The sequence below is a fragment of the Bradyrhizobium sp. genome, from assembly GCF_036009065.1.
Taxonomy (GTDB): Bacteria; Pseudomonadota; Alphaproteobacteria; order Rhizobiales; family Xanthobacteraceae; genus Bradyrhizobium.
On the sequence record NZ_DASYMN010000170.1, the window covers coordinates 13,487 to 34,458 of the forward strand.

The window sequence follows — 20,972 nt, forward strand, 5'->3', positions numbered from 1 at the left end:
TAGCATTCTCCGGGACCACTCCCTTGAGTATTACCTCAATTCATCGTCGGAATCGAGAACTCCGCGCCTTCCTTGACGCCGGAGGGCCAGCGCGCGGTGACGGTCTTGGTCTTGGTGTAGAAGCGGATCGAGTCCGGGCCGTGCTGGTTGAGGTCGCCGAAGCCGGATTTCTTCCAGCCGCCGAAGGTATAATAAGCGATCGGCACCGGGATCGGCACGTTGATACCGACCATGCCGACATTGACCTTCGCCGCAAAGTCGCGCGCGGCGTCGCCGTCGCGGGTGAAGATCGCGACGCCATTGCCATAGTCGTGGTCGGACGGCAGCGCCAGCGCTTCATTATAGTCGTGCGCGCGCACTACCGAGAGCACTGGGCCGAAAATCTCTTCCTTGTAGATGCGCATGTCTTTTGTCACGTTGTCGAACAGGCAGCCGCCCATATAAAACCCGTTCTCGTAGCCCTGCATCCTAAAACTGCGGCCATCGACCGCAAGCGTGGCGCCCTCTTGGATGCCGATCTCGACATAATTCTTGACGCGCTCCAGCGCGGCCTTGGTCACCAGCGGGCCGTAATCGGCGGACGGATCGATCGAGGTGCCGATCTTCAGGCTTTCGACGCGTGGAATGAGCTTCTCCATCAGCCGGTCGGCCGTGGTCTTGCCGACGGGCACGGCAACCGAAATGGCCATGCAACGTTCCCCGGCCGAACCGTAGCCGGCGCCGATCAGCGCATCGACGGTCTGGTCCATGTCGGCGTCGGGCATCACGATGGCGTGGTTCTTGGCGCCGCCGAAACATTGCGCGCGTTTTCCCGTGGCGGCGGCGCGCTCGTAGATGTATTGCGCGATCGGCGAGGAGCCGACGAAGCCGACGGCGCGGATATCGGGATCGTCGAGGATCGCATCCACAGCTTCCTTATCGCCGTTGACGACATTGAGGATGCCCGGCGGCAGCCCAGCCTCGATCATCAGCGCGGCCAGCGCCATCGGCACGCCGGGGTCGCGCTCCGAAGGTTTCAGGATAAACGCATTGCCGCAGGCGATCGCGGGCGCGAATTTCCACATCGGGATCATCGCCGGGAAATTGAACGGCGTGATGCCGGCGACCACGCCGAGCGGCTGCCGCATCGAATAGATGTCGATGCCGGGGCCGGCGCCTTCGGTGTATTCGCCCTTCATCAAATGCGGAATGCCGCAGGCGAATTCCACCACCTCAAGCCCGCGCTGGATATCGCCCCTGGCGTCGGGAACCGTCTTGCCGTGCTCGCGCGCCAAGAGGTCGGCGAGCTTGTCGTAATCGCGCTGCGCGAGTTCAAGGAACTTCATCATCACCCGGGCGCGGCGCTGCGGGTTGGTCGCGCCCCACTCCGGCTGCGCGGCCTTGGCGTTCTCGACCGCCGCGCGCACTTCCGCCTTGGAGGCAAGGTCCACCTTGGCCTGCACATCGCCGGTCATCGGCTCGAATACGTCGGCCGTGCGGCCGGATATACCCTTGACCTCACGGCCGCCGATGAAATGTCCGATTGAGCGCATGGGTTCCTCCAGAGCTTATTTGCAGATGCCGGTTTGCGGCATCTTGCAGGCTTTACGGCATTTGGAAAGGGATTCTAGGCGCGGCCGAATTGCGAAATGCGGTATTTCCGGACCTACGACCAATGGCGTATGCGAGCGATGTCAGTGCCGCGCTGGCACCGAAGCTTTCTTGCCCGCTACTTTCTTCGCGCCCGCTTTCGCCGCCGCCACGCGATCCAGCACCGCCTCGCGCCCGGCGCCCAGAATGTCGTCGGAAAACTCGCCGCCGCCGGCGACGCGCGCCAGCACCAGCGTGCCCATCATGGTCGCCAGCGACGCCATCGCCTGCTTTCGCGCGGCCTTGCGTGGAACATCCGGAATCTGCTCGGCGAGGATGTCGACCATCTGTTCCAGCTTGACCGCGAAGGCCTTGCGGGTTTTCGGGCTCTCGCGGGCGATTTCCGCGCTCAAGGCCGGAATGGTGCAGCCATGGCCGAGGTCGTCGCGATGCGTCGGCGTCAGATAGGAATCCACGATGGTGGCGAGGCGCTTGTCCGGCGACGTCTGCTCCGCAAGCTTGCGCCAGCGATCCGTCGATCGATCCATGGCATAGGCAAACGCCTCGATCAGCAGCGCTTCGCGCGAATCGAAATGCGCGTAGAATCCGCCATGGGTGAGGCCTGCGTCCTTCATCAGGTCGGCGACGCCGATGCCATGCGCTCCCCGCTCGCGAAGCCGCACCGAGGCCTTCTTCACGATTCTGGCGTGGGTTTCGAGCTTGTGGTCCTTCGAATAGCGCATCGGCATCCCATAAGATGTTCGGGGTCATATAATAACGAAAACGGCAAGGAAAAGCTGCATCTATTTACGGAGGCATCGCGATTCCTGCCACAGAGTCCGATTGGCGACACTTGACAAGCCGCTGGTTTGGCCGGGAAGTGCTCCTTCGAAAATTGATACCGCACGACCCGGGACCAGCCATGCAGATGATCAATCCCTATTGCGGCGTCGACCGCGATCCCCGCGGCGTCGTTCGCTTGACCATCTGCAACGCCGGCCCGCTCAATATCCTCGGTTCCGCCGCAATCGAGGGCGTCCGCGAGGGTCTCGACGTGCTGGCTGCGGAACGCGGAATTCGCGCGCTGATTATTGCCGGTCAGAGCGAGAGAAGCATGATCGGCGGCGCGGACATCAAGGAAATGGCCAAGCTCGATCAGGCCTCCGCGGAGAAATTCATCACCGGTCTTCGCGATCTCTGCGAAGCGGCGCGGGCGTTTCCGGCGCCTGTCATCGCGCGGATCCCCGGCTGGTGCCTCGGCGGCGGGCTCGAATTCGCAGCAGCCTGCGATTTCCGGATCGCGGCGCATGACGCCAAATTCGCCATGCCGGAGGTCAAGGTCGGCATCCCCAGCGTGATCCACGCAGCATTGCTGCCGCGGCTGATCGGATGGGGCCGCGCCCGCTGGCTGATCATGACGGCGGCGACCATCGACGCGCCGACGGCGCTTGGCTGGGGCCTTGTCGATGCGGTAGCGCCGCAGGGCGGCCTCGACGCCGCAGTCGAGAGCACGGTGGCAGCGTTGCTGGAATGCGGGCCGGAGGCGCTGCGCTCGCAGAAAGCGCTATTGAAGCAATGGGAAGAGCTCCCGCTTGGCGAGTCGGTCAACCTCTCGATCGGCGTGTTTGGCCAGTCGTTTCTCACCGACGAACCACGCCGGCTGATGCAGGGATTTTTGGATCGCAAGCGGCAAGCCTAGGCATCCATCGCGTCCCTGATCCGCTTGCGCGTCAGCGGCAGATCGCGCAGCCGTTTGCCGGTGGCGTTGGCGATTGCATTGGCGATCGAGGCCGCGGCTGGTCCTTGCCCGGTTTCACCGCTGCCAAGGAAAGGCTGGCCCGGCCGGTTGATGATGTGGACCGCGATGCTGTCGGGGACCGCGTTGAATCGCAGGATCGGATAGGTCTGCCAGTCGATGCTGGTGATCCTCGTGTCGTCGAACGCGACGCTTTCGTAGAGCGTCCAGCTCATCGACTGCAGAATTGCGCCTTCGATCTGGTTGATCAGCCCGTCCGGATTGACCACCTGCCCGCTGTCGACGGCCGCGACCGCGCGCACCAGGCGCGGTCGTCCGCTCTGTCGGTTTACTTCCACTTCGCTGGCGACGGCGCAATAGGCCGCCAGATTCTTGTAGCGGGCAAAGGCAAAACCGAAGCCGCGATCCGGCGGCGCTCTCTGGTCCTTCCGCCATCCGAACGCCTGCGCCGCCTTGTTGATCACATCGCGCCCGCGCGCATCCTCAAGATGTTTCAGCCTGAACTCGACGGGATCGGCCCCGGCTGCGCCTGCGAGTTCGTCCATGAAACTCTCGATGGAGAACACGTTGTGATAGGCGCCGAGCGCCCGCAGCGCCGAAATCCGCAGCGGCATTGCGGGAATGAAATGATGCACCACCTGCGCGTTGGAAAATTTGTAGATCGGGATGGCGTTGCGATCGCCACCGCCTTCCGGCAGCGGCAGCGGTCTTGGCGCCGGCGGTGCGAATGGCTGCGCCATATGCTGGGCGGCCAGCATCGATCCGGCGCCGCCCGGGCGCGTCGAATGGGTGTTGCTCCAGACCTCGAAATTCCAGTCTGATACCCTGCCATCGCTATCCAGCGACGCCTTCGCTCTCGTCACCATCGCGGGTCCGAAGGGCTCCCAGGCATGCTCCTGCTCGCGCGTCCATTGCAACGCGAACCGGCGTGCCGGGCAATGCGCGCGCGATCAGGGCTGCGTCCGCCGCGGCGTCGTCGGCGCCATTGTGGCCGTAGCAGCCGGAGCCTTCGACATGAATGCAGCGCACATTCGCCGGCGGCATTTTCAGCATTTCGGCGATGCCCTGACGATCCGGGTAGACACCCTGCGTGTGGGTCCACACCGTCATCGCGCCATCGGCGAATTGCGCCACCGCGCAGGATGGCCCGATCGATCCATGCGCCTGGTACGGCCGCGTGTAGCTGGCCTCAAGGGTCCGGCCGGCGAACGCCGGATTGCCCTGCTGGAAGATGGTCGCATCCTGCGACGGCAGGCTCGTCAGCACGTTCGGCAGATCGTCCTGCTTCGGCAAGGCGGCGGTTTCACGCCATTTTGCGGCCGCCGACAGCGCGTTCATCGCCTTGATCGCCCAAAACTCCTTCGCCGCCACGACGGCGAGGAAATTGCCATCGCGTACCACCTTGACGACGCCGGGCAGTTTTTCCACCGCGGCGGTGTCGCATTCGATGAGCTGCGCTCCGTAGCTCGGCGGGCGCACGACGCGGGCGTGCAGCATGCCCGGCAGCCGGATGTCCTGGACATAGGCCGCGCCGCCGGTGACCTTGGCCGGAATGTCGGCGCGGGGCACCGATTGGCCCAACACCTTGAACGTCGCAGGGTCCTTCAGTTTCGATGTCAGTTGCGCCTGCACATGAAGCGTCTCGGCCGCGACCAGATCGCCATAGCGCAGGCGCCGGCCGTCCGGAGCAATCACCTCTCCGTTTTCGGTGCGGAGATTTTCTGCCGGCAGACCGAAACGCCGCGCCGCTTCCGCGACCAGGAGTTCGCGCACCTGCGCCGCGGCGTTCTGAACAGCGGTGCCGCTGTCCTTCATCGAGTTGCTGCCGGACGTGTAGCCTTCGTTGGCCGTAAACTTGGTATCGGCCGTGACGACCTTCAGCGATGCAAAGGCAACCTCGAGCTCCTCGGCGGCGATCTGCTGAAACGCCGTCTTAAAACCCTGGCCGAGTTCGGCCTTGCCGGTGAATACGGTGATGCTGCCGTCGGCATCGATCCGGATCCAGGAGTCGAGAAATGGCGCCTGCTTCAAACTGCCGGGGGGATTTTGCGCAGCAGCAGGCAGCGCTTGATCCTGCGCGAAGGCATTGCCGAGCGAGAAGCGGACGATCAGCGCGCCACCGCCGGTGAGCACGCGGCGGCGATCGAGAACGACGGGGGGGTTCATTGTGCGCTCCCCTGGGCCGTCGAGGCATCCGCGGTCTGCATCAGAGCCGCGGCGCGATGCACCGCGCGCAAGATGCGCATATGCGTGCCGCAGCGGCACAGGTTCGGCTCCAGCGCGGCGCGAATCTGCTCATCGCTCGGCCGCAAATTCCGCTGCAGCAAGGCCTGCGCCTGCATCATCATTCCCGGGATGCAGTAACCGCATTGCGCCGCCTGCTCTTCGATGAAGGCGCGCTGGATCGGCGAAGGCGCCTCGATGCTGCCGAGCCCTTCCAGCGTGGTAACCTGCTTGCCCTCGAGCAGCAGCAGCGGCGTGACGCAGGACAGCACCGCCTTGCCATCGACGATCACCGTACAGGAGCCGCATTGCCCGAGGCCGCAGCCGAATTTGGCGGCGTTCAGCTTCAGATCCTCGCGCAGCACATAGAGCAGCGGGGTGTCCGGGTCGGCATCGATGCGGTGATCCCGCCCGTTGACCTTCAATGTCATCATGGCTTGCCTCGCTGCGCTGGATCGGTGGGGGCGCTCGTCGGCCCCGCCGAGGTCTGGAGAAATAGCGCCTGGCCGCCCCGTGCATCCGCGACGGTTTTCTCAACGCCGGACCAGGCCGGCGCGTTGCTGAAGCGCGCGCGCAGATAACTCAACAATGCCGCGATCTGCCGGTCGTCCATGCTGGCGGCGAAACCGGGCATGATCGGGCTGCGTTCGCCCTCCACCGGACCTACGCCGGAAAGCACGGTGTTCGCGGCATTGCGGGCATCGGGGCTGCTGATCGCCGTAGAGAGGCGCAGGTTGACCCCGCCATAGGGCGGCGGCCTGTCGGCTTCATGGCAGCCGGCGCAAGCCGCGGCGTAGATCGATGCGCCGGGAGTTGCGTCATCAGGCGGCGGCGATGCCGATCTGGCCTGCGTCAGCACCTCATCGGCCCGGCGTTTGCGATCCGGCGTCGGCGCACCGAACACGCCGGCCATATAGGCTGCGATGGCGCGGATTTCGCTTTCCGGCACCGACGACAGATTGCTGACCACCTGCGCCATCGGCCCGCGCGCGACGCCGTGATCGGGATGCCAGCCGTTCCGAAGATACGCGAACAAGGCATCGGCATTCCACGGCACCGGCGCCGGAGACTGGCCGTTGATCGCATAGGCATGCCAGTGTTCGGCCTCGCCGCCGGCGTATTGCGCGCTCTTTCGTTCCGCGCCCAGCGCATTGCGCGGGGTGTGGCAAGCGCCGCAATGCGCCAATCCTTCAACCAGATAGAAGCCGCGGTTCCACTCCGCGCTCTGCGTGGCGTCGGGTTGATATGCCGCGCGATGCAGGAAAAGCAGTTTCCAGCCTGCGATCAAAAAACGCTGATCGAGCGGGAACGGCAGCTCGTTGGCGCGGGGCCGCGCATGAACCGGCTGCCGCGTCATCAGATAGGCATAAAGCGCGCGGCCGTCTTCGTCGGAGACGTTGATGAAGTGATCGTAGGGGAAGGTCGGATAAAGGTGCCGGCCGTCGCGGTCGACGCCCGACCGCATGGCGCGGCGGAACGCAGCTTCGCTCCAGCGCCCGATCCCCGTCTCCGCATCCGGCGTGATGTTGGAGGAATAGATCGTGCCGAACGGCGTCGGCACCGGAAAACCGCCGGCAAAATCCTTGGCCCCGCGCAGCGTGTGGCAATCGCCGCAATTGCCGATCGCCGCAAGATCACGGCCGCGCCGAACCAGCGCCGGATCGAAGGATTGCGGCGCGGGCGGCTCGATCACGGCAATCGGCGAGCGCCAGGTGACCGCAACCGCGGCGATCGCGCCGGCAGCCACGATGCAGGCGATGACGCCCACTATGATCCGCGAAGATGCCATCGGTCTGCCGTGATCGCCTTGGGCCGCCTGTGACGGCGTTGTTCTAGCATGAATGCTGATGGCCAGCGCTTCACTAAAGATAGCGGGCCGATTGCGGCCTGCTATTTCTTCGCTCGCACCTTACGCCCGTTTCCCCGCCATCCAGGTCGCAACCACATCAAGATTTGCTGTTAGTGCGACGATGTCTGCTCGGGCCCCGGCGCGCAGCGCGCCGCGATGGTGCTCGATTCCCAAAAACCGTGCCGGGACCAGTGAAGCCGCGCGAAGCGCGTCATCGAGGCAAATCCCGATCAGCGTTACTGCATTTTTGACGGCCGATGCCATGTTGAGATGGGCGCCGGCCAGCGTTCCTTGTTCCGAAACGAGTCGGCCGTTGCGCAAATGGATCCGCCTCCCCATCAGGTCAAAATGGTCCTGCTCCGTGCCAACCGTGGGCATCGCATCGCTGACAAGGGCGATGTTGGTGCGATCCTTCGCTGCAAAGGCGGCCCGCGCAACGAGTGGATCGACATGGATACCGTCGAGAATGATCCCGGCTGTGAGACGTGCGTCGGTCAAGGCCACACCGACAATCCCCGGTTCGCGGGCGCTCATGGCGGGCATTGCGTTGAAGAGGTGCGTAACTCCACTAAGCCCGTCCACGATGGCCGCCGACAAAGTGTCGGAAGTTGCCTCGCTGTGACCAACCGAAACGCGGATTCCGCTCGAAGCGAGAGTTTTTATAAATCCGCCGGGTACGCATTCCGGCGCCAGGGTCACCAGCGACGATCCGACTGCGGCCAGTTCTACGAGCCAATCCAGATCCTCCCTTGTCGCAGATAGGATAAGGTCGCGGCGGTGAATGCCGGGACGCGCGGGACTGATGAACGGACCTTCGAGGTGAAGACCGAGGATACCGTCAGTGCCGGCCGATGATTTTGCGGCAGCAATTGCGGTTTTCATCTTCGAACGGCTATCGCTGATCAGGGTAGGCAGACAACTTGTGGTGCCGTAGCGGCGATGTGCCCGGGCAATGGCGCGCATCGCTTCCGGCGTCGGGCTATCATTGAGAAGAATGCCGCCGCCCCCGTTGATCTGCAGGTCGATAAAGCCCGGCGCAAGCAGCGTTCCAGGCGGCATGACTTCCGTTGGCCCGCCGCCTGCACGATCACGCGGCTGCACGCACAGGACCAGTCCTTGATCGATCAGGATCACCGCGTCGTTGTGCCATCGATAGCCATCGAAAATACGGTCCGCCGAAATTGCCGTCTGCTGCCCCGGCGCGTGTTCGGCTGTTTGTGGACCCATCGCCTCACTTCCTCACTGGTCACCTAGCAGGTCCGATCCATCCCTTGAACGAAGGGCGCAACTGCTCGAAGCCCGGGACACCGCGACAAAAGCGGAACTCAGGGGCCTACCAAACGTTCCGGAAAGGTGCAGCCGGAACGTTCGCGCAGGTATCGCCGCGCTTTGCGAGTAACTAGATGAGCAAATACAAATCATCGGACCAGGCCCCGTTCTATGCTGGCGTTGCCGGCGGAAGCACGAGTCGCCTTAGAGGCGCGCAGACATGCTGACTGAGCACATAAGTCCGCGGTTCGTCGACCTGGATTCGTGGTCGACCAGCGACATGACCGCGGCCATGTATGACGGCCAGCTTGTCGCATGCGCGGCGGTCCGGCCGGCCCTGCCGGCGATAAATGCCGCCGTTGATGACGCCGCGTCGGCGCTCAGGCGCGGCGGCCGTCTGGTCTATGTAGGCGCCGGTACCTCCGGGCGCATCGCCATTCAGGATGGCGCAGAGCTGCGTCCGACCTATGATTGGCCCAGCGATCGCATCGTTTTCGTGATGGCTGGCGGAATGCAAGCGGTGTTGCAGAGCGTCGAAGGCGCCGAAGACAACGAGGAAAAAGGCGCGGAAGCAATCGCGCGCGCCGGTGTCGATCAACACGACGTCGTTATGGCTGTGGCCGCGAGCGGCACGACGCCGTTCACGATCGGCGCCCTGCGTGCGGCGGGAGCACGGGGGGCGCTCACGATCGCAGTGGCGAACAACCGCGGCGCGCCGCTTTTCGCACTGGCGCGCCACAGGATATTGATCGAGACCGGCACCGAGGTGCTCGCAGGCTCGACGCGGATGCAAGCCGGAACGGCGCAAAAAATCGTCCTCAATCTGTTTTCCACAGCCGTCATGGTAAAGCTGGGCCGGGTCTATCGGGGCCTCATGGTGAACATGCGCGCAAGCAACGCCAAGCTGCTGCGCCGTGCGCAGATCATCGTCAGCCAGATCGTGGGATGTGACGAGAATGACGCCGCCCAATTTGTTCAGCGCGCCGAGGGCGACGTCAAAATTGCCGTGTTGCTGGCCCTCGGATGGGAACAGGCCGACGCCGTGGAGGCATTGCTTAGGCACGAGGGCAATCTGAGAGCGGTTATCGACGAGTTGGTCCATGATGCGAAATGAGCGGACCGAACCCCTCTCCCCTTGTTGGAGAGGGAGCATAGAGACCTTCGGCCACCGTACTTGGGACACTCGCTCGCATCTGACGATGCGCCCCGGCCTCTTCCGCTAGGGAGAGGGAAAGCAGCCTCACGACAATTTATTCGGCGCGCCGGTTGCAAATTTTGCAGCGCATCATATGATGGATATCATCCAAATAAATCCGGGCGCCAAACCGAGGAGTCCCCGCCATGTCCGTTACCGATCCGGTCGTCATCGTATCCGCAGTGCGCACTCCCCTCGGCAGGTTCCAGGGCGACCTGTCGCCGTTCAGCGCGCATAACCTCGGCTCGCACGCCATCGGCGCCGCCGTGGAGCGCGCAAAACTGACGCCGGACCGCATCGACGAAGTGTTCATGGGGTGCGTGCTGCCGGCCGGACAGGGCCAGGCCCCGGCACGGCAGGCCGCGCGCGGCGCAAAACTGCCGGATTCGACCGGCGCCACCACCATCAACAAGGTCTGCGGCTCCGGCATGAAGGCGACCATGCTGGCGCACGACATCATCAAGTCAGGCTCGGCCGATATCGTGCTGTCCGGCGGCATGGAGAGCATGACCAACGCGCCCTACCTGCTGGGTAAGGCGCGCGGCGGCTACCGGGTCGGCCACGACCGCATCATCGACCACATGCTGATGGACGGCCTCGAGGACGCCTATGAGACCGGCCGCTCGATGGGCGATTTCGGCGAAGCCACCGCCGAAGCCTACCAGTTCACCCGCAAGCACCAGGACGAATACGCGATGGAAACGCTGACGCGCGCCCGCAAGGCGGTGGAAGGCGGCGCGTTCAGGAAGGAGATCGCGCCGATCGCGGTAAAGGAAAAGGTCGGGATAAGGGAAATCGCGAATGACGAACATCCGCTGAAAGTCGATCCCGCCAAAATTCCGAACCTGAAGCCGGCGTTCCGCCCGAACGGCACCATCACGCCGGCGGCCTCTTCGGCGAATGCGGACGGCGCGGCAGCCCTTGTGCTGACGCGGCGCTCGATTGCCGAGCGCGACGGGCTTCCGATCGTGGCCGAGATCATGGGTCACGCCACTCACAGCCAGGAGCCGCAGTGGTTCACCACCGCGCCGATCCCGGCGATCCGCAAGCTGCTGGAAAAGACCGGCTGGAGCGCCGGCGATGTCGACCTGTTCGAGATCAACGAGGCTTTTGCGGTGGTCGCGATGGCGGCGGCGCGCGATCTCGGCATTCCCAGGGAAAAACTCAACATCAATGGCGGCGCGTGCGCGCTCGGCCATCCCATCGGCGCCACCGGCGCGCGGCTGATCGTGACGTTGCTCCATGCCCTCGAAGCGCATGACCTGAAGCGCGGCGTCGCGTCGCTCTGCATCGGCGGCGGCGAAGCCACCGCCATCGCCATACAACGGATCGTCCACTAACGCTTCCTGCATGTCGTATTATATTTTTGAGTAATTTCTGATCGGAAACCTTATGATTTCCAGCTGGCTGTCGGTGCGCCCGGCGTGTTCATTGTGCCGCTGCAGCAGGAATTCGGCTGGACCACCGCGGAGATCTCCTCGGCGCTGTCGATCCGCTTCATGCTGTTCGGGCTGATGGCGCCGTTTGCCGCGGCGCTGCTCAACCGTTTCGGCCCGCGCAACGTGACGCTGTCGGGCTGGCTGTAGGACCGATATGACAACCGCTATTTGCTGTTCTGGTATTACGGCCTGCGCGGCTGTCGCTGCTGTTCCTCCGCTTCACCGACTTCTCGTTCTATGGCCTGTCGCTGTTTGCGATGTTCTATGGCCTCGACTGGATCGCCACGGTGCCGCCGATGGTGCGCCTCACGGCGCAGCGGTTCGGGCCGGAGCGCGCAAATTTGGTGTTCGGCTGGATTTTTGCCGGCCATCAATTGGGCGCCGCGACCGCGGCGTTCGGTGCGGGGCTATCGCGCACCGTATGGGCGACGTACCTGCCGGCCTTCTTCGCCGCCGGCGCCCTATGCATCGTCGCCGCGCTCATCGTGCTGATGATTTCGCGGGCACCGAAGCCGGTGGCGGCGTAGCAACGACAACTCCGTCATGCCCGGGCTTGTCCCGGGCATCCACGTCTTTCGGACATCGCGGTTCGCTCAAGACGTGGATGGCCGGGACAAGCCCGGCCATGACGATGAACATCAAGGCCTGATCGTCATATTCGTCGCCATCCCCGGCGTGCGCAGCGGTTCGGCGAGGCGCGCGAATTCGCATAGCAGCGAGCGGGTCTTGCGCGGGTCGATGATCTCCTCGACCCAGAACTTTTCGGCCGAGCGGAACGGCGAGCGCAGCTTGTTGAGCCGGTTCTCGATCTCCTGCAGTTTTGCTTTTGGATCGTCTGCCGCGTCGATGTCGGCGCGATAGGCCGCTTCGATGCCGCCTTCCAGCGGCAGCGAGCCCCAATAGGCCGACGGCCAGGCATAGCGCATCGAAAACCGGTCCGCCGGCTGATGCACCACGCCGGCGACGCCGAACGAATTGCGCACGATGATGGTGCACCAGGGCACGGTGGTCTGGTTGACCGCCGCCATGGCGCGCACGCCGTGCTTGATGGTCCCTGCCTTCTCGGCCTCGAGCCCGATCATGAAGCCGGGACAGTCCATCAGATAGACCACCGGCAGATGAAAGGTTTCGGCAAGATCAGCGTAGCGCACCACCTTCTGGCATGCATCCGCGGTCCATGAGCCGCCGTAGTGGAACGGATCGCTGGCGAGCAGCAGCACCGCCCGTCCCTCCAGCCGCGCCAGCCCCGCGATGATCGGGCGGCCGAAATTCGACGCCATCTCGAAGAATGACCCCTTGTCGACCACCGCATCGATAATCGGCCGCATCTTGTAGACTTGGCGGCGGTTGCGCGGCACCGCCTTCATCAGCGATTCCTCGGCGCGCTCGGGATCGTCCTCGCAAGGCAATGTCGGCGGCAGTTCGTGGACCGACGACGGCAAATAGGACAGAAAACGCCGCGTTCGGCCGAAGGCTTCCTCTTCGGTATCGACCGCGTCGTCGACGCCGCCGGCGCGGGTCTGGATTTCCCAGCCGCCGAGTTCCTGCTTGCTGAGATCCTGACCCAGGCGTTTGACCACCGGCGGACCGGCCACGAACATCGCCGAGCTCTTGGTCATCACCGAATAATGGCTGGCAGCCAGCCGCGCGGCGCCCAGCCCCGCCACCGAGCCTAGCCCGAGGCCCACCACCGGCACGCGTGCCATGTTCGCCGTCGTGTACCAGTACCAGCGGGTGCCGCCGATGCCGCCCGGCAGGTTGGCGGCGCCCTTGGTCTCGATGGTTTTTACCGAGCCGCCGCCGCCGGAACCCTCGATCACCCGGACGATCGGCAAGCGAAAGTCATGCGCCATCTCCTCCGCCATCAGCGGCTTGGCTGAGATCGAGGCATCCGCCGACCCGCCGCGCACGGTAAAATCGTCGCCGACCACGACGACGGTGCGGCCGTCGATCTTGCCGCGGCCGAACACGCAATTCGCCGGCGTCAGGCCGGTGAGTTCGCCGTTATCGTTGTATTCGCCGACGCCGGAAATCGCGCCGATCTCGTGGAAGCTTTTTGCGTCGACCAGCTGATCGATGCGCTCGCGGACGGTGAGCCGGCCCTGGTCACGCTGCCGCTTGACCTTGTCAACGCCTCCCATCTCGCGCGCGAACGCTTCGCGCCGGGCGAGGTCGTCGAGTTCCGGCTTCCAGTTCATTCGCATCCTCTTCGATGATTTTCTTGTGGTGCCGGGATTGCCGGGTCCTGCAAGCGATTATGGAACAGATCGGCATTCTCCAGCATGCCGCCGATCGCGGCGCTCAATTCCAGCATTGTGGGCGCCACTTCCCTGTGCAGGCGCTTCTCGTCATACATCGCCGACAACAGCCCGATCGTGACGACGACGAATGTCTGGTATTGCGGCGACCACAGCGGCACCGCAAGGCCGTTGATGTGCGGGCTCCACAATCCGCAGGCGACGACATAGCCGTGTTCGCGCAGGAAGCGGCGGTTGGCTTCGATCCGCGCGCGCAGCAGCTTTGCTTCCTCCGGGATCTCGCGTTCCATTTCTGCCAGCAGCGCGTTGCCGACATCGACATCGAGCGCGGCGGTATAGGCATGGCCCGCAGCCGTGCTCGCCATCGCGATGCGGTCGCCGGTGGTGGAGTGCAGACCGATCGCACGGGCGGCGCGGCCGTATTCGAGATAGACTAGGTGAAACCGGTCCGGAATCACGAACCCGACCGTACCGGGCAGTTGCTCGGCGACATCCTGCAGCCGCAGCCGGATCAGGTTGCGCAGCTGCAGCCCGCGCACCATCGAGGTGCTCATCGCCACCGCGCTCGGCCCGATCCGGTATTTTTGATCGCGCGGCAAATATACCAGCTGGCCCATCCGGGTCAGGGTGTGGGTCAGGCGCGACACCGTGGAGCGCGGCAAGCCGCAGCGGTTGGAAATCTCCAGATTGCCGAGCCGCGCCTCGTGGCCCTCAAAACAGCGCAACACGTCGAACGCGCGCGACACCACCTGAATGACATCGCCATCGCCGTTAAGATCGCCCGCGAGCATGCCCTGCTTGCTGAGCCGTTCCGAGCGTCGTCCCATGTTCAAATGCCCGCCGTCATTCCGCTATGCGGAATAAAATTCCACTTGCAGAACAAGCTACCTCAGGCAATCTGCCGCCACAACAGCAGGCCGTTCGCGAAGGCATTGTCGTCAAAACGGTTCCTTCGGAGAACGGAATGCCAGAGATCAGGATTGTGACCGAGGTAGCGGGACGCGTTTGCGCGCTTCCGGTTGAGGCTGGCAGCAGCGTCAATGACGGCGACGACATCGTATTCGTCGAAGCAATGAAGATGGAAATCCCGGTCCCCTCGCCGGCTGCGGGAAAGCTCAAGTCAGTGCTCGTCAAGATCGACGACGTCGTTGCTGAAGGACAGGTGCTGGCGATCATCGAGACGTGAGAGCGGGTTCATCGAACGCCGCGACAATCTGTCCAGCGGCTCGCTGAAGACCTCGGGCGTTGCCATCGCACCCGGCCAATGACATTGTTGCGTCAACAAAATCGCAATTCGCAAAGGCGAATGCATCTGGGGAGGGAAACATGATTCATCGGATCATTGCGCTTGCGTCGGCTGCTCTTGCGAGCGCCTCGCTATTGGCGTTGTCTGCGGCACGCGCTGAAGACGTCAAACTGCCGCCGACCATGACGTTCACCGCCTACGACACCGGCACCGCCGGATTCAACATTGCGGTTGCCGTCGGCAAGATGATGAAGGACAAGTACGGCACCGATGTGCGCGTGCTCCCCGCGGGCAACGATGTCGCGCGGCTCGCACCGCTACGCGCAGGCCGCGCGGTCGTCTCGGCAATGGGCTCCGGCACCTACTTCGCGCAGGAAGGCGTGTTCGAGTTCGGGGCCAAAGAGTGGGGCCCGCAGCCGCTGCAGCTGGTGCTGTCGTCGGTCGACTGCAACGCAGCGTCGCTTGGCGTCGCGCGCGACACCGGCGTGACCGAGATCAAGCAGCTCAAAGGCAAGCGTGTCGGCTTCGTCGTAGGCTCGCCGGCCCTCAATCAAAACTCGCTTGCGATCCTGGCGTTCGGAGATCTCAAGCAAAGCGACGTCAAGGCCGTCGAATTCTCCAGCTACGGCGCAATGTGGAAGGGCCTAATCAACAACGACACCGACGCCGCGTTCGCGACCACCATCACCGGGCCGGCGAAGGAAGCCGAAACCTCGCCGCGCGGCATCATCTGGCCGCCGCTTCCGCACAACGACAAGGCCGGCTGGGAACGCGTGCAGAAAGTCGGATCGTTCTTCTTCCGGCATATGGCCACCTGCGGCGCCGGCATTTCCAAGGATAAACCGATCGAACTCGGAAACTATCCGTATCCGATTTTCATGGTGTACGGAACGGTGCCCGCCGACCAGGTCTACTCCATCACGAAATCGATGATCGTCGGCTATGACGCCTACAAGGATGCCGCCGCCGGCGCCGGCGGCCTTGCCGCCGAGCGCCAGACCAAGAACTGGGTGGTGCCGGTTCATCCGGGCGCCGTGAAGGCGCTGAAGGAAGCCGGTCAGTGGAGCGACGCGCAGGAGGCGCATAACAACGCGCTGTTCAAGCGGCAGGCCGTCCTGACGGCGGCGTGGGCCGACTACGGCAAGTCCAGCCCGCCGTCGGATGACAAGGCGTTCCTGGACGGCTGGATGAAAGCGCGCGCCACGGCGCTGCAGAAAGCCAATATGCCGAACGGATTTGACGAATAATGCCGTTTCCTAACCTCTCCCCGCAGGGGAGAGGTCGAAGCCGGAGCGCAGCGCAGGCTTCGGGTGAGGGAGCTCTCCACGCACTCGGACTCGCGGATAGGCCCCTCACCCGGATCGCATCTTTCGTGCGATCCGACCTCTCCCCTGCGGGGAGAGGTGACTTGAACGCAGACGGGAGTGCCGATGTCGTCCGCCTCATCATCCGCTGATGACATACCCGCGGCGGCAGCCGCTGCGGGCGCCAAACGTATCGAGTTCGACGATCCGCATGCCGGCATCGGCGGCCTGCAGGAGGCCGAAGTTTCGCGGGTGCGCACGCTGCGCGGCGCCTGGCGCTGGGCGCTGATTGTAGCGACCGCCGTCACCATCCTGCTATGCATCAACCAGCAATTCTCGTTGCGGTTTTTCATCGGATACACCCAGCTCAACACCGAATACTTCTATCTTTTGATCGCGCTGATGCTGCCGTTCACCTTCCTGATCTTTCCGAACTCGGAGAAATCGCCGCTCGACCGCGTTCCCTGGTACGACATCCTGCTTTTCGTTTCGACCTTCATCTCGGCCATCGTGCTGATGCGATCGGTGCGCAAGGCCGCCGAAGCCGGCTGGGAATTCGGCGGCGCGCCGACGACCGTCATCGTCGCCGGCGTGGTGATGTGGTTCGTGCTGATGGAGGCGTTGCGCCGCACCGGCGGCTGGAGCCTGCTGCTCAGCGTATTTCCGTTCACAGTCTATCCGCTGTTCGCGGACGCCAAATGGCTCGGTCCGTTCCGCGGCACGCAATCGACGCTGGAGCAGGCCACCTCCTATCACGTGCTGTCGGGCGAGAGCCTGCTCGGCATTCCGATTCAGGCCTTCGCCGACACCGTGATCGGCTTTCTGGTATTCGGCACCGCGCTGATGATGACGGGCGCCGGCAAATTCTTCATCAACCTGTCGTTTGCAATGTGCGGCACGTTCCGCGGCGGCGCGGCAAAAGTCTGCATCTTCGCCAGCGGCCTGCTCGGCATGATGAGCGGCTCGATCATCTCCAACGTGCTGACCGCCGGCACCATGACCATTCCCGTCATGAAGAAGAGCGGTTTTCGCGCTTCCTATGCCGCGGCGATCGAGGCCTGCGCCTCGACCGGAGCGGTGCTGGCGCCGCCGGTGATGGGCGCGACCGCGTTCGTGATCGCGCAGTTTCTCAATGTGAGCTACGCCGAGGTCGCGGTCGCCGCGATCATTCCGGCGGCGCTTTATTATCTCGGACTCTTCATGCAGGTGGATGCCTATGCCGCCCGGCATCGCCTGCTCGGCATCCCGCGCTCGGAATTGCCCAAGGTGATGGATACGATCAAGGACGGCTGGTACTACATCTTCGTGATCGTGCTGCTGGTGGTGATGCTGTTGCATTTCAAGCGCGAGAGCCACGCACCGTTCTATGCCACCGCGCTGCTGCTGGTGCTGAACCAGCTGTTTTCAAAGGAGACGCGCTGGACCTTCGCCACCATCAACAAATTCCTCGAGGTCAACGGCCGCACCTTTGTCGAGCTGGTCGGCATTCTCGCCGGCTGCGGTCTGTTGATCGGCGCATTTTCGATGACCGGCGTGGTGTCCAGCCTCGCCAACGATCTGCTGCGCATCGCCGGCGACAACGCGTTCCTGCTGCTCGGGATGTGCGCGTTCACCAGCCTCGTGCTCGGCCTCGGGCTGACCACCACGGCCTGCTACATCTTCCTCGCCATCCTGGTGGCGCCGGCGCTGGAAAAGCTCGGCCTCAACCGCATGGCGGTGCACATGTTCATCTTCTACTGGGGCATGCTGTCGTCGATCACCCCGCCGGTCGCCATCGCCTCCTTTGCCGCGGCCGGCATCGCCGGCTCCCCGGCGATGAAAACCGGATGGGAATCGATGTGGGTCGGCAGCATCATCTATTTCATTCCGTTCTTTTTCGTCTTGAACCCGGCGCTGGTGCTGCAGGGCGACAGCCCGTATTTCGAAGCGCTCGGGCTGATGGCGCTCGCCGCCTTCGGCACGCTGTTCATCTGCGGCGGCATCCAGGGCTATCAGACCGGGGTCGGCGATCTCCGCGGCGCCGGGAAACTTGAATGGCCGCTGCGCGTATTGCTGGTGCTCGGCGGCTTCGTGATAGCGACGCCCGGCGGCGGCATCATGCCGCTGTCTCAGTTGCAGATCACCAGTCTCGGTTTTGCGATCCTGATCCCGACCGTCCTGATCGCGCTGCTGCTGGTGCGGCGCACCGCGCTGGTACAAGGCCAGTTGCAGGCGCGTTGAGCGTAGAGGCTTCCGCCGAAGCCGGATTTGTGGTCTTGTTCTGACAACCGGAAAAACGGCCCTTCAAGAGCCTCAAACAAGCCGCGTTACAAAAAGGGAGAGTCATATGCGCGTATCACCCGCACTGCTTGCAGCCATCGCAATGATCATCGCACCCGCCGCGCTCGCGCAGACGCCCAAGGTCACCATGGAAGAAATGATGGTGCCGTCGAGTGATGCCGGCATCGAAATCTATGTGCGCAACAAGCGGCCCGCCGACATGGTTTCGTTCCGGCCGGAGCGCACCCTTCTTTATGTGCACGGCGCGACCTATCCCTCTTCGACCGCCTTCGACCTGCAGCTGGGCGGCATGTCATGGATGGACTACATCGCCGCGCGCGGCTACGACGTCTATCTGCTTGATTTGCGCGGCTACGGCAAGTCGACCCGGCCGAAGGAAATGAGCGAGAAGCCGGAGGCGAACCCGCCCATCGTGCGCGGCGATACGGCGGTGAAGGACATTTCCACCGTGGTCGATTTCATCCTGAAGCGGCGCAATATCCCGCGGCTGGATTTGCTCGGCTGGTCCTGGGGTACGACGCTGATGGCCACGTACACGACCCAGAACGCAGCCAAGGTCGAACGACTGGTGCTGTATGCGCCGGCCTGGATTCGCACTACCCCGTCGCTGGTGCAGGCCGGTCCGGGTCCGATTCCCGCCTACCGGATGGTGCGCAGGGACCAGGCGCTGGGCCGATGGATGACCGGCGTCGCCGAGAACAAGAAGGCCGGGCTCATTCCGGCGGGCTGGTTCGACGCCTGGGCCGACGCCACTTGGGCGACCGACCCCGAAGGCGGCAAGATGGATCCCCCGGTGCTGCGCGCGCCCAACGGCGTCGTGCAGGACGGTGCCGATTTCTTCGGCGCCGGCAAAGCGTATTACGACCCAGCCAAAATCACGGTGCCAACGCTCCTGATCAATGCCGAGTGGGATCAGGACACGCCATCCTATATGGCGCAGACGCTGTTCCCGCTGTTGGTCAACGCGCCGGGCAAACGCTACGTACAGCTCGCCGAAGGCACCCACAGCATCATCATGGAGAAAAACCGGCTCGAGCTGTTCAAGGCGGTGCAGGCGTTCCTGGATGAGGCGGCCGGATTGTAGCCGGTAGGGTGGGCAAAGGCGCTGTTGCGCCATGCCCACCATTGAGAGCGGGTCGCGACTAGGGGTCGGCACACCACCGGACGCGTTCGCGCGCCCGATGACTTTGGCCACCCTAGGGCTCTACACCACGTCGTTCACAGCCTGCATGTCGATGCCGAACGTTTCCAGGAATTTCGAGGTCATGACGTAGAATCCGATCGAGAGCTGTAGTTCGATCAACGCTCCCGGCGTGAGCTTGGCGGCAATGGCGTTGAGCGTCGCGTCGGTGGGTTTGTGTAACGTGACGACCTCGTCGGTAAACGCCAGCGCAGCGCGCTGCACCTCGTCGAAGCATGTGGCCGATCTCCAGTCCTCCAGCGCGGCGTTCTGCTGGTCGGTCACGCCGGCGCCTTTGCCGATGCGCTTGTGCGCCACCACCTCATACGGCGCCTCGCACAGGATGCCAGTGCGGGTGATCGCCAGTTCGCGCAACACCGGGTCTAACTCACCTCGAAAGCGGATGGCGGCGCCGAGGCGGCAGTATTGCCTGAGATAATCGGGCGAGTGCGCCATCATGCGGAAGATGTTGGCATTGCGGTTCTTTGCGACGATGCCGTTGGTGCGGTCGTCCAGTTTTGCCGGGTCGGAATACTCGATGCGCGCCATGCTTTATCTCAAACCTTGTGCTGCCGCTTATGCGCGACAAGCGCCTCGCCGAACGCCTGGAACAACTTGCGATTGATCGGGTTATGCTGCGGGTCGTACTCGGCGTGCCACTGCACGCCGAGCGCAAATCCCGGCGCATCCGCGATCCGGATCGCCTCGATGGTGCCGTCTTCCGCGACGCCTTCGACTACGACGCGCTTGCCGGGTTCGAGAATACCCTGGCCATGCAGCGAATTGACGCGGATGGTTTCGCAACCGAGCAGTGTCGCGAAGGCGCCGCCGCGAAGCAGCGCCACGTCGTGGCGGTCGGCGAAAACCACGGCGTGATCCGGATGAATCTCGCCGTTCTCCAGCCGCGGCATGCGGTGGTTCATCCGTCCCGGCAGTTCACGGATCTCCGGATGCAGCGAGCCGCCGAATGCGACGTTCATCTCCTGCAAGCCCCGGCAGATGCCGAACAGCGGCACGCCGCGGGCGACGCAGGCCTCCGAAAGCGACAGCGCCAGATCGTCGCGTTCGATATCGTAGGGCTCATGCCTGGGGTTCGGCTCGGTGCCGAAACGGGTCGGATGCACATTGGCGCGCGCGCCGGTCAGCACTACGCCGTCAACCACGTCCAGCAGCGCGCCGATGTCGGTGATCTCAGGCGCGCCGGCAAACATCAGTGGCAGCGCGCCGGCGACGTCGGCCACGGCGCGAAGGTTGCGCTCCCCGACCATCTGCACGACGAACCGGTTCTCGACGCGATGCGCGTTTCCGATCACGCCCACCACCGGTCTTCTCATCGAATCGCTTCCTGCCTTTTCCCTCGCCCCGGCGCCGGATCATGCCCGGCAGGGCCCGCCGGATCAAGCT

At 63.9% G+C, this 20,972-nt stretch carries 16 protein-coding genes and 2 pseudogenes; 8 read left to right on the forward strand and 10 right to left on the reverse strand.

What is annotated here, in order from left to right:
• Positions 1–35 precede the first annotated feature (35 nt).
• A complete protein-coding gene (locus VGP39_RS10210; RefSeq protein WP_327567984.1) occupies positions 36–1,532 on the reverse strand; it encodes a CoA-acylating methylmalonate-semialdehyde dehydrogenase in 1,497 nt (498 codons plus the stop codon).
• A gap of 141 nt (positions 1,533–1,673) precedes the next feature.
• Positions 1,674–2,312, reverse strand: coding sequence for a TetR/AcrR family transcriptional regulator (locus VGP39_RS10215; protein ID WP_327567985.1), 639 nt, complete (start codon positions 2,310–2,312; stop codon positions 1,674–1,676).
• Between the two features lie 179 nt (positions 2,313–2,491).
• On the opposite strand from VGP39_RS10215, the gene VGP39_RS10220 reads away from it, so the two are divergent.
• Positions 2,492–3,268 carry an enoyl-CoA hydratase gene (locus VGP39_RS10220; RefSeq protein ID WP_327567986.1) on the forward strand — a complete coding sequence of 259 codons (777 nt, stop codon included), beginning with the start codon at positions 2,492–2,494 and terminating at the stop codon, positions 3,266–3,268.
• Here VGP39_RS10220 and VGP39_RS10225 read toward each other — a convergent pair.
• The 4 genes and pseudogenes from VGP39_RS10225 to nagA form a co-directional block, all read right to left on the reverse strand.
• Positions 3,265–5,491, reverse strand: a pseudogene (locus VGP39_RS10225) (molybdopterin cofactor-binding domain-containing protein). The gene VGP39_RS10220 and the pseudogene VGP39_RS10225 sit on opposite strands and share 4 nt — an antisense overlap.
• Positions 5,488–5,982, reverse strand: coding sequence for a (2Fe-2S)-binding protein (locus tag VGP39_RS10230; protein ID WP_327567987.1), 495 nt, complete (start codon positions 5,980–5,982; stop codon positions 5,488–5,490). The pseudogene VGP39_RS10225 and the gene VGP39_RS10230 overlap by 4 nt, the downstream one beginning before the upstream one ends.
• Entirely contained in the window at positions 5,979–7,337 is a 1,359-nt protein-coding gene (locus VGP39_RS10235) for a cytochrome c (RefSeq protein ID WP_327567988.1), read from the reverse strand. The genes VGP39_RS10230 and VGP39_RS10235 overlap by 4 nt, the downstream gene beginning before the upstream one ends.
• A 120-nt stretch (positions 7,338–7,457) precedes the next feature.
• Positions 7,458–8,624, reverse strand: coding sequence for an N-acetylglucosamine-6-phosphate deacetylase (gene nagA / locus VGP39_RS10240; protein WP_327567989.1), 1,167 nt, complete (start codon positions 8,622–8,624; stop codon positions 7,458–7,460).
• A gap of 262 nt (positions 8,625–8,886) precedes the next feature.
• Here nagA and VGP39_RS10245 point away from each other — a divergent pair, with 262 nt between their 5' ends.
• The 3 genes and pseudogenes from VGP39_RS10245 to VGP39_RS10255 all read left to right on the forward strand — a co-directional run.
• Entirely contained in the window at positions 8,887–9,780 is an 894-nt protein-coding gene (locus tag VGP39_RS10245) for an N-acetylmuramic acid 6-phosphate etherase (protein WP_327567990.1), read from the forward strand.
• 227 nt (positions 9,781–10,007) lie between these two features.
• Entirely contained in the window at positions 10,008–11,201 is a 1,194-nt protein-coding gene (locus tag VGP39_RS10250; protein WP_327567991.1) for an acetyl-CoA C-acyltransferase, read from the forward strand.
• 69 nt (positions 11,202–11,270) lie between these two features.
• Positions 11,271–11,827: pseudogene (locus VGP39_RS10255) on the forward strand (MFS transporter); the annotation flags it as partial.
• A gap of 111 nt (positions 11,828–11,938) precedes the next feature.
• Here VGP39_RS10255 and VGP39_RS10260 read toward each other — a convergent pair.
• Entirely contained in the window at positions 11,939–13,498 is a 1,560-nt protein-coding gene (locus VGP39_RS10260; RefSeq protein WP_327567992.1) for an acyl-CoA carboxylase subunit beta, read from the reverse strand.
• Entirely contained in the window at positions 13,495–14,385 is an 891-nt protein-coding gene (locus VGP39_RS10265; protein WP_414644626.1) for an IclR family transcriptional regulator, read from the reverse strand. Before VGP39_RS10265 ends, VGP39_RS10260 begins: the two co-directional genes overlap by 4 nt.
• Before the next feature lie 137 nt (positions 14,386–14,522).
• Between VGP39_RS10265 and VGP39_RS10270 the strand changes: the two genes are divergently transcribed.
• From VGP39_RS10270 to VGP39_RS10285, 4 genes are all read left to right on the forward strand, one after another.
• On the forward strand, positions 14,523–14,744 hold the full coding sequence (locus VGP39_RS10270; protein WP_327568011.1) for an acetyl-CoA carboxylase biotin carboxyl carrier protein subunit: 222 nt from the start codon (positions 14,523–14,525) through the stop codon (positions 14,742–14,744).
• 140 nt (positions 14,745–14,884) lie between these two features.
• Positions 14,885–16,051 (forward strand): TAXI family TRAP transporter solute-binding subunit, encoded by a 1,167-nt coding sequence (locus VGP39_RS10275; protein ID WP_327567993.1) that lies wholly within the window; start codon positions 14,885–14,887, stop codon positions 16,049–16,051.
• A 183-nt stretch (positions 16,052–16,234) separates the two neighbouring features.
• On the forward strand, positions 16,235–18,328 hold the full coding sequence (locus tag VGP39_RS10280; RefSeq protein ID WP_327567994.1) for a TRAP transporter permease: 2,094 nt from the start codon (positions 16,235–16,237) through the stop codon (positions 18,326–18,328).
• A 106-nt stretch (positions 18,329–18,434) separates the two neighbouring features.
• Positions 18,435–19,472: an alpha/beta hydrolase gene (locus VGP39_RS10285; RefSeq protein WP_327567995.1), complete on the forward strand. Its 1,038-nt coding sequence runs from the start codon at positions 18,435–18,437 to the stop codon at positions 19,470–19,472.
• Between the two features lie 120 nt (positions 19,473–19,592).
• Here the strand turns inward: VGP39_RS10285 and VGP39_RS10290 are convergent, their stop codons facing one another.
• Together VGP39_RS10290 and VGP39_RS10295 are read right to left on the reverse strand one after the other, a co-directional pair.
• Complete coding sequence (locus VGP39_RS10290; RefSeq protein ID WP_327567996.1) at positions 19,593–20,117, reverse strand: carboxymuconolactone decarboxylase family protein; 525 nt, start codon at positions 20,115–20,117, stop codon at positions 19,593–19,595.
• 8 nt (positions 20,118–20,125) lie between these two features.
• On the reverse strand, positions 20,126–20,902 hold the full coding sequence (locus tag VGP39_RS10295; RefSeq protein WP_327567997.1) for a gamma-glutamyl-gamma-aminobutyrate hydrolase family protein: 777 nt from the start codon (positions 20,900–20,902) through the stop codon (positions 20,126–20,128).
• Between the last annotated feature and the right edge of the window lie 70 nt (positions 20,903–20,972).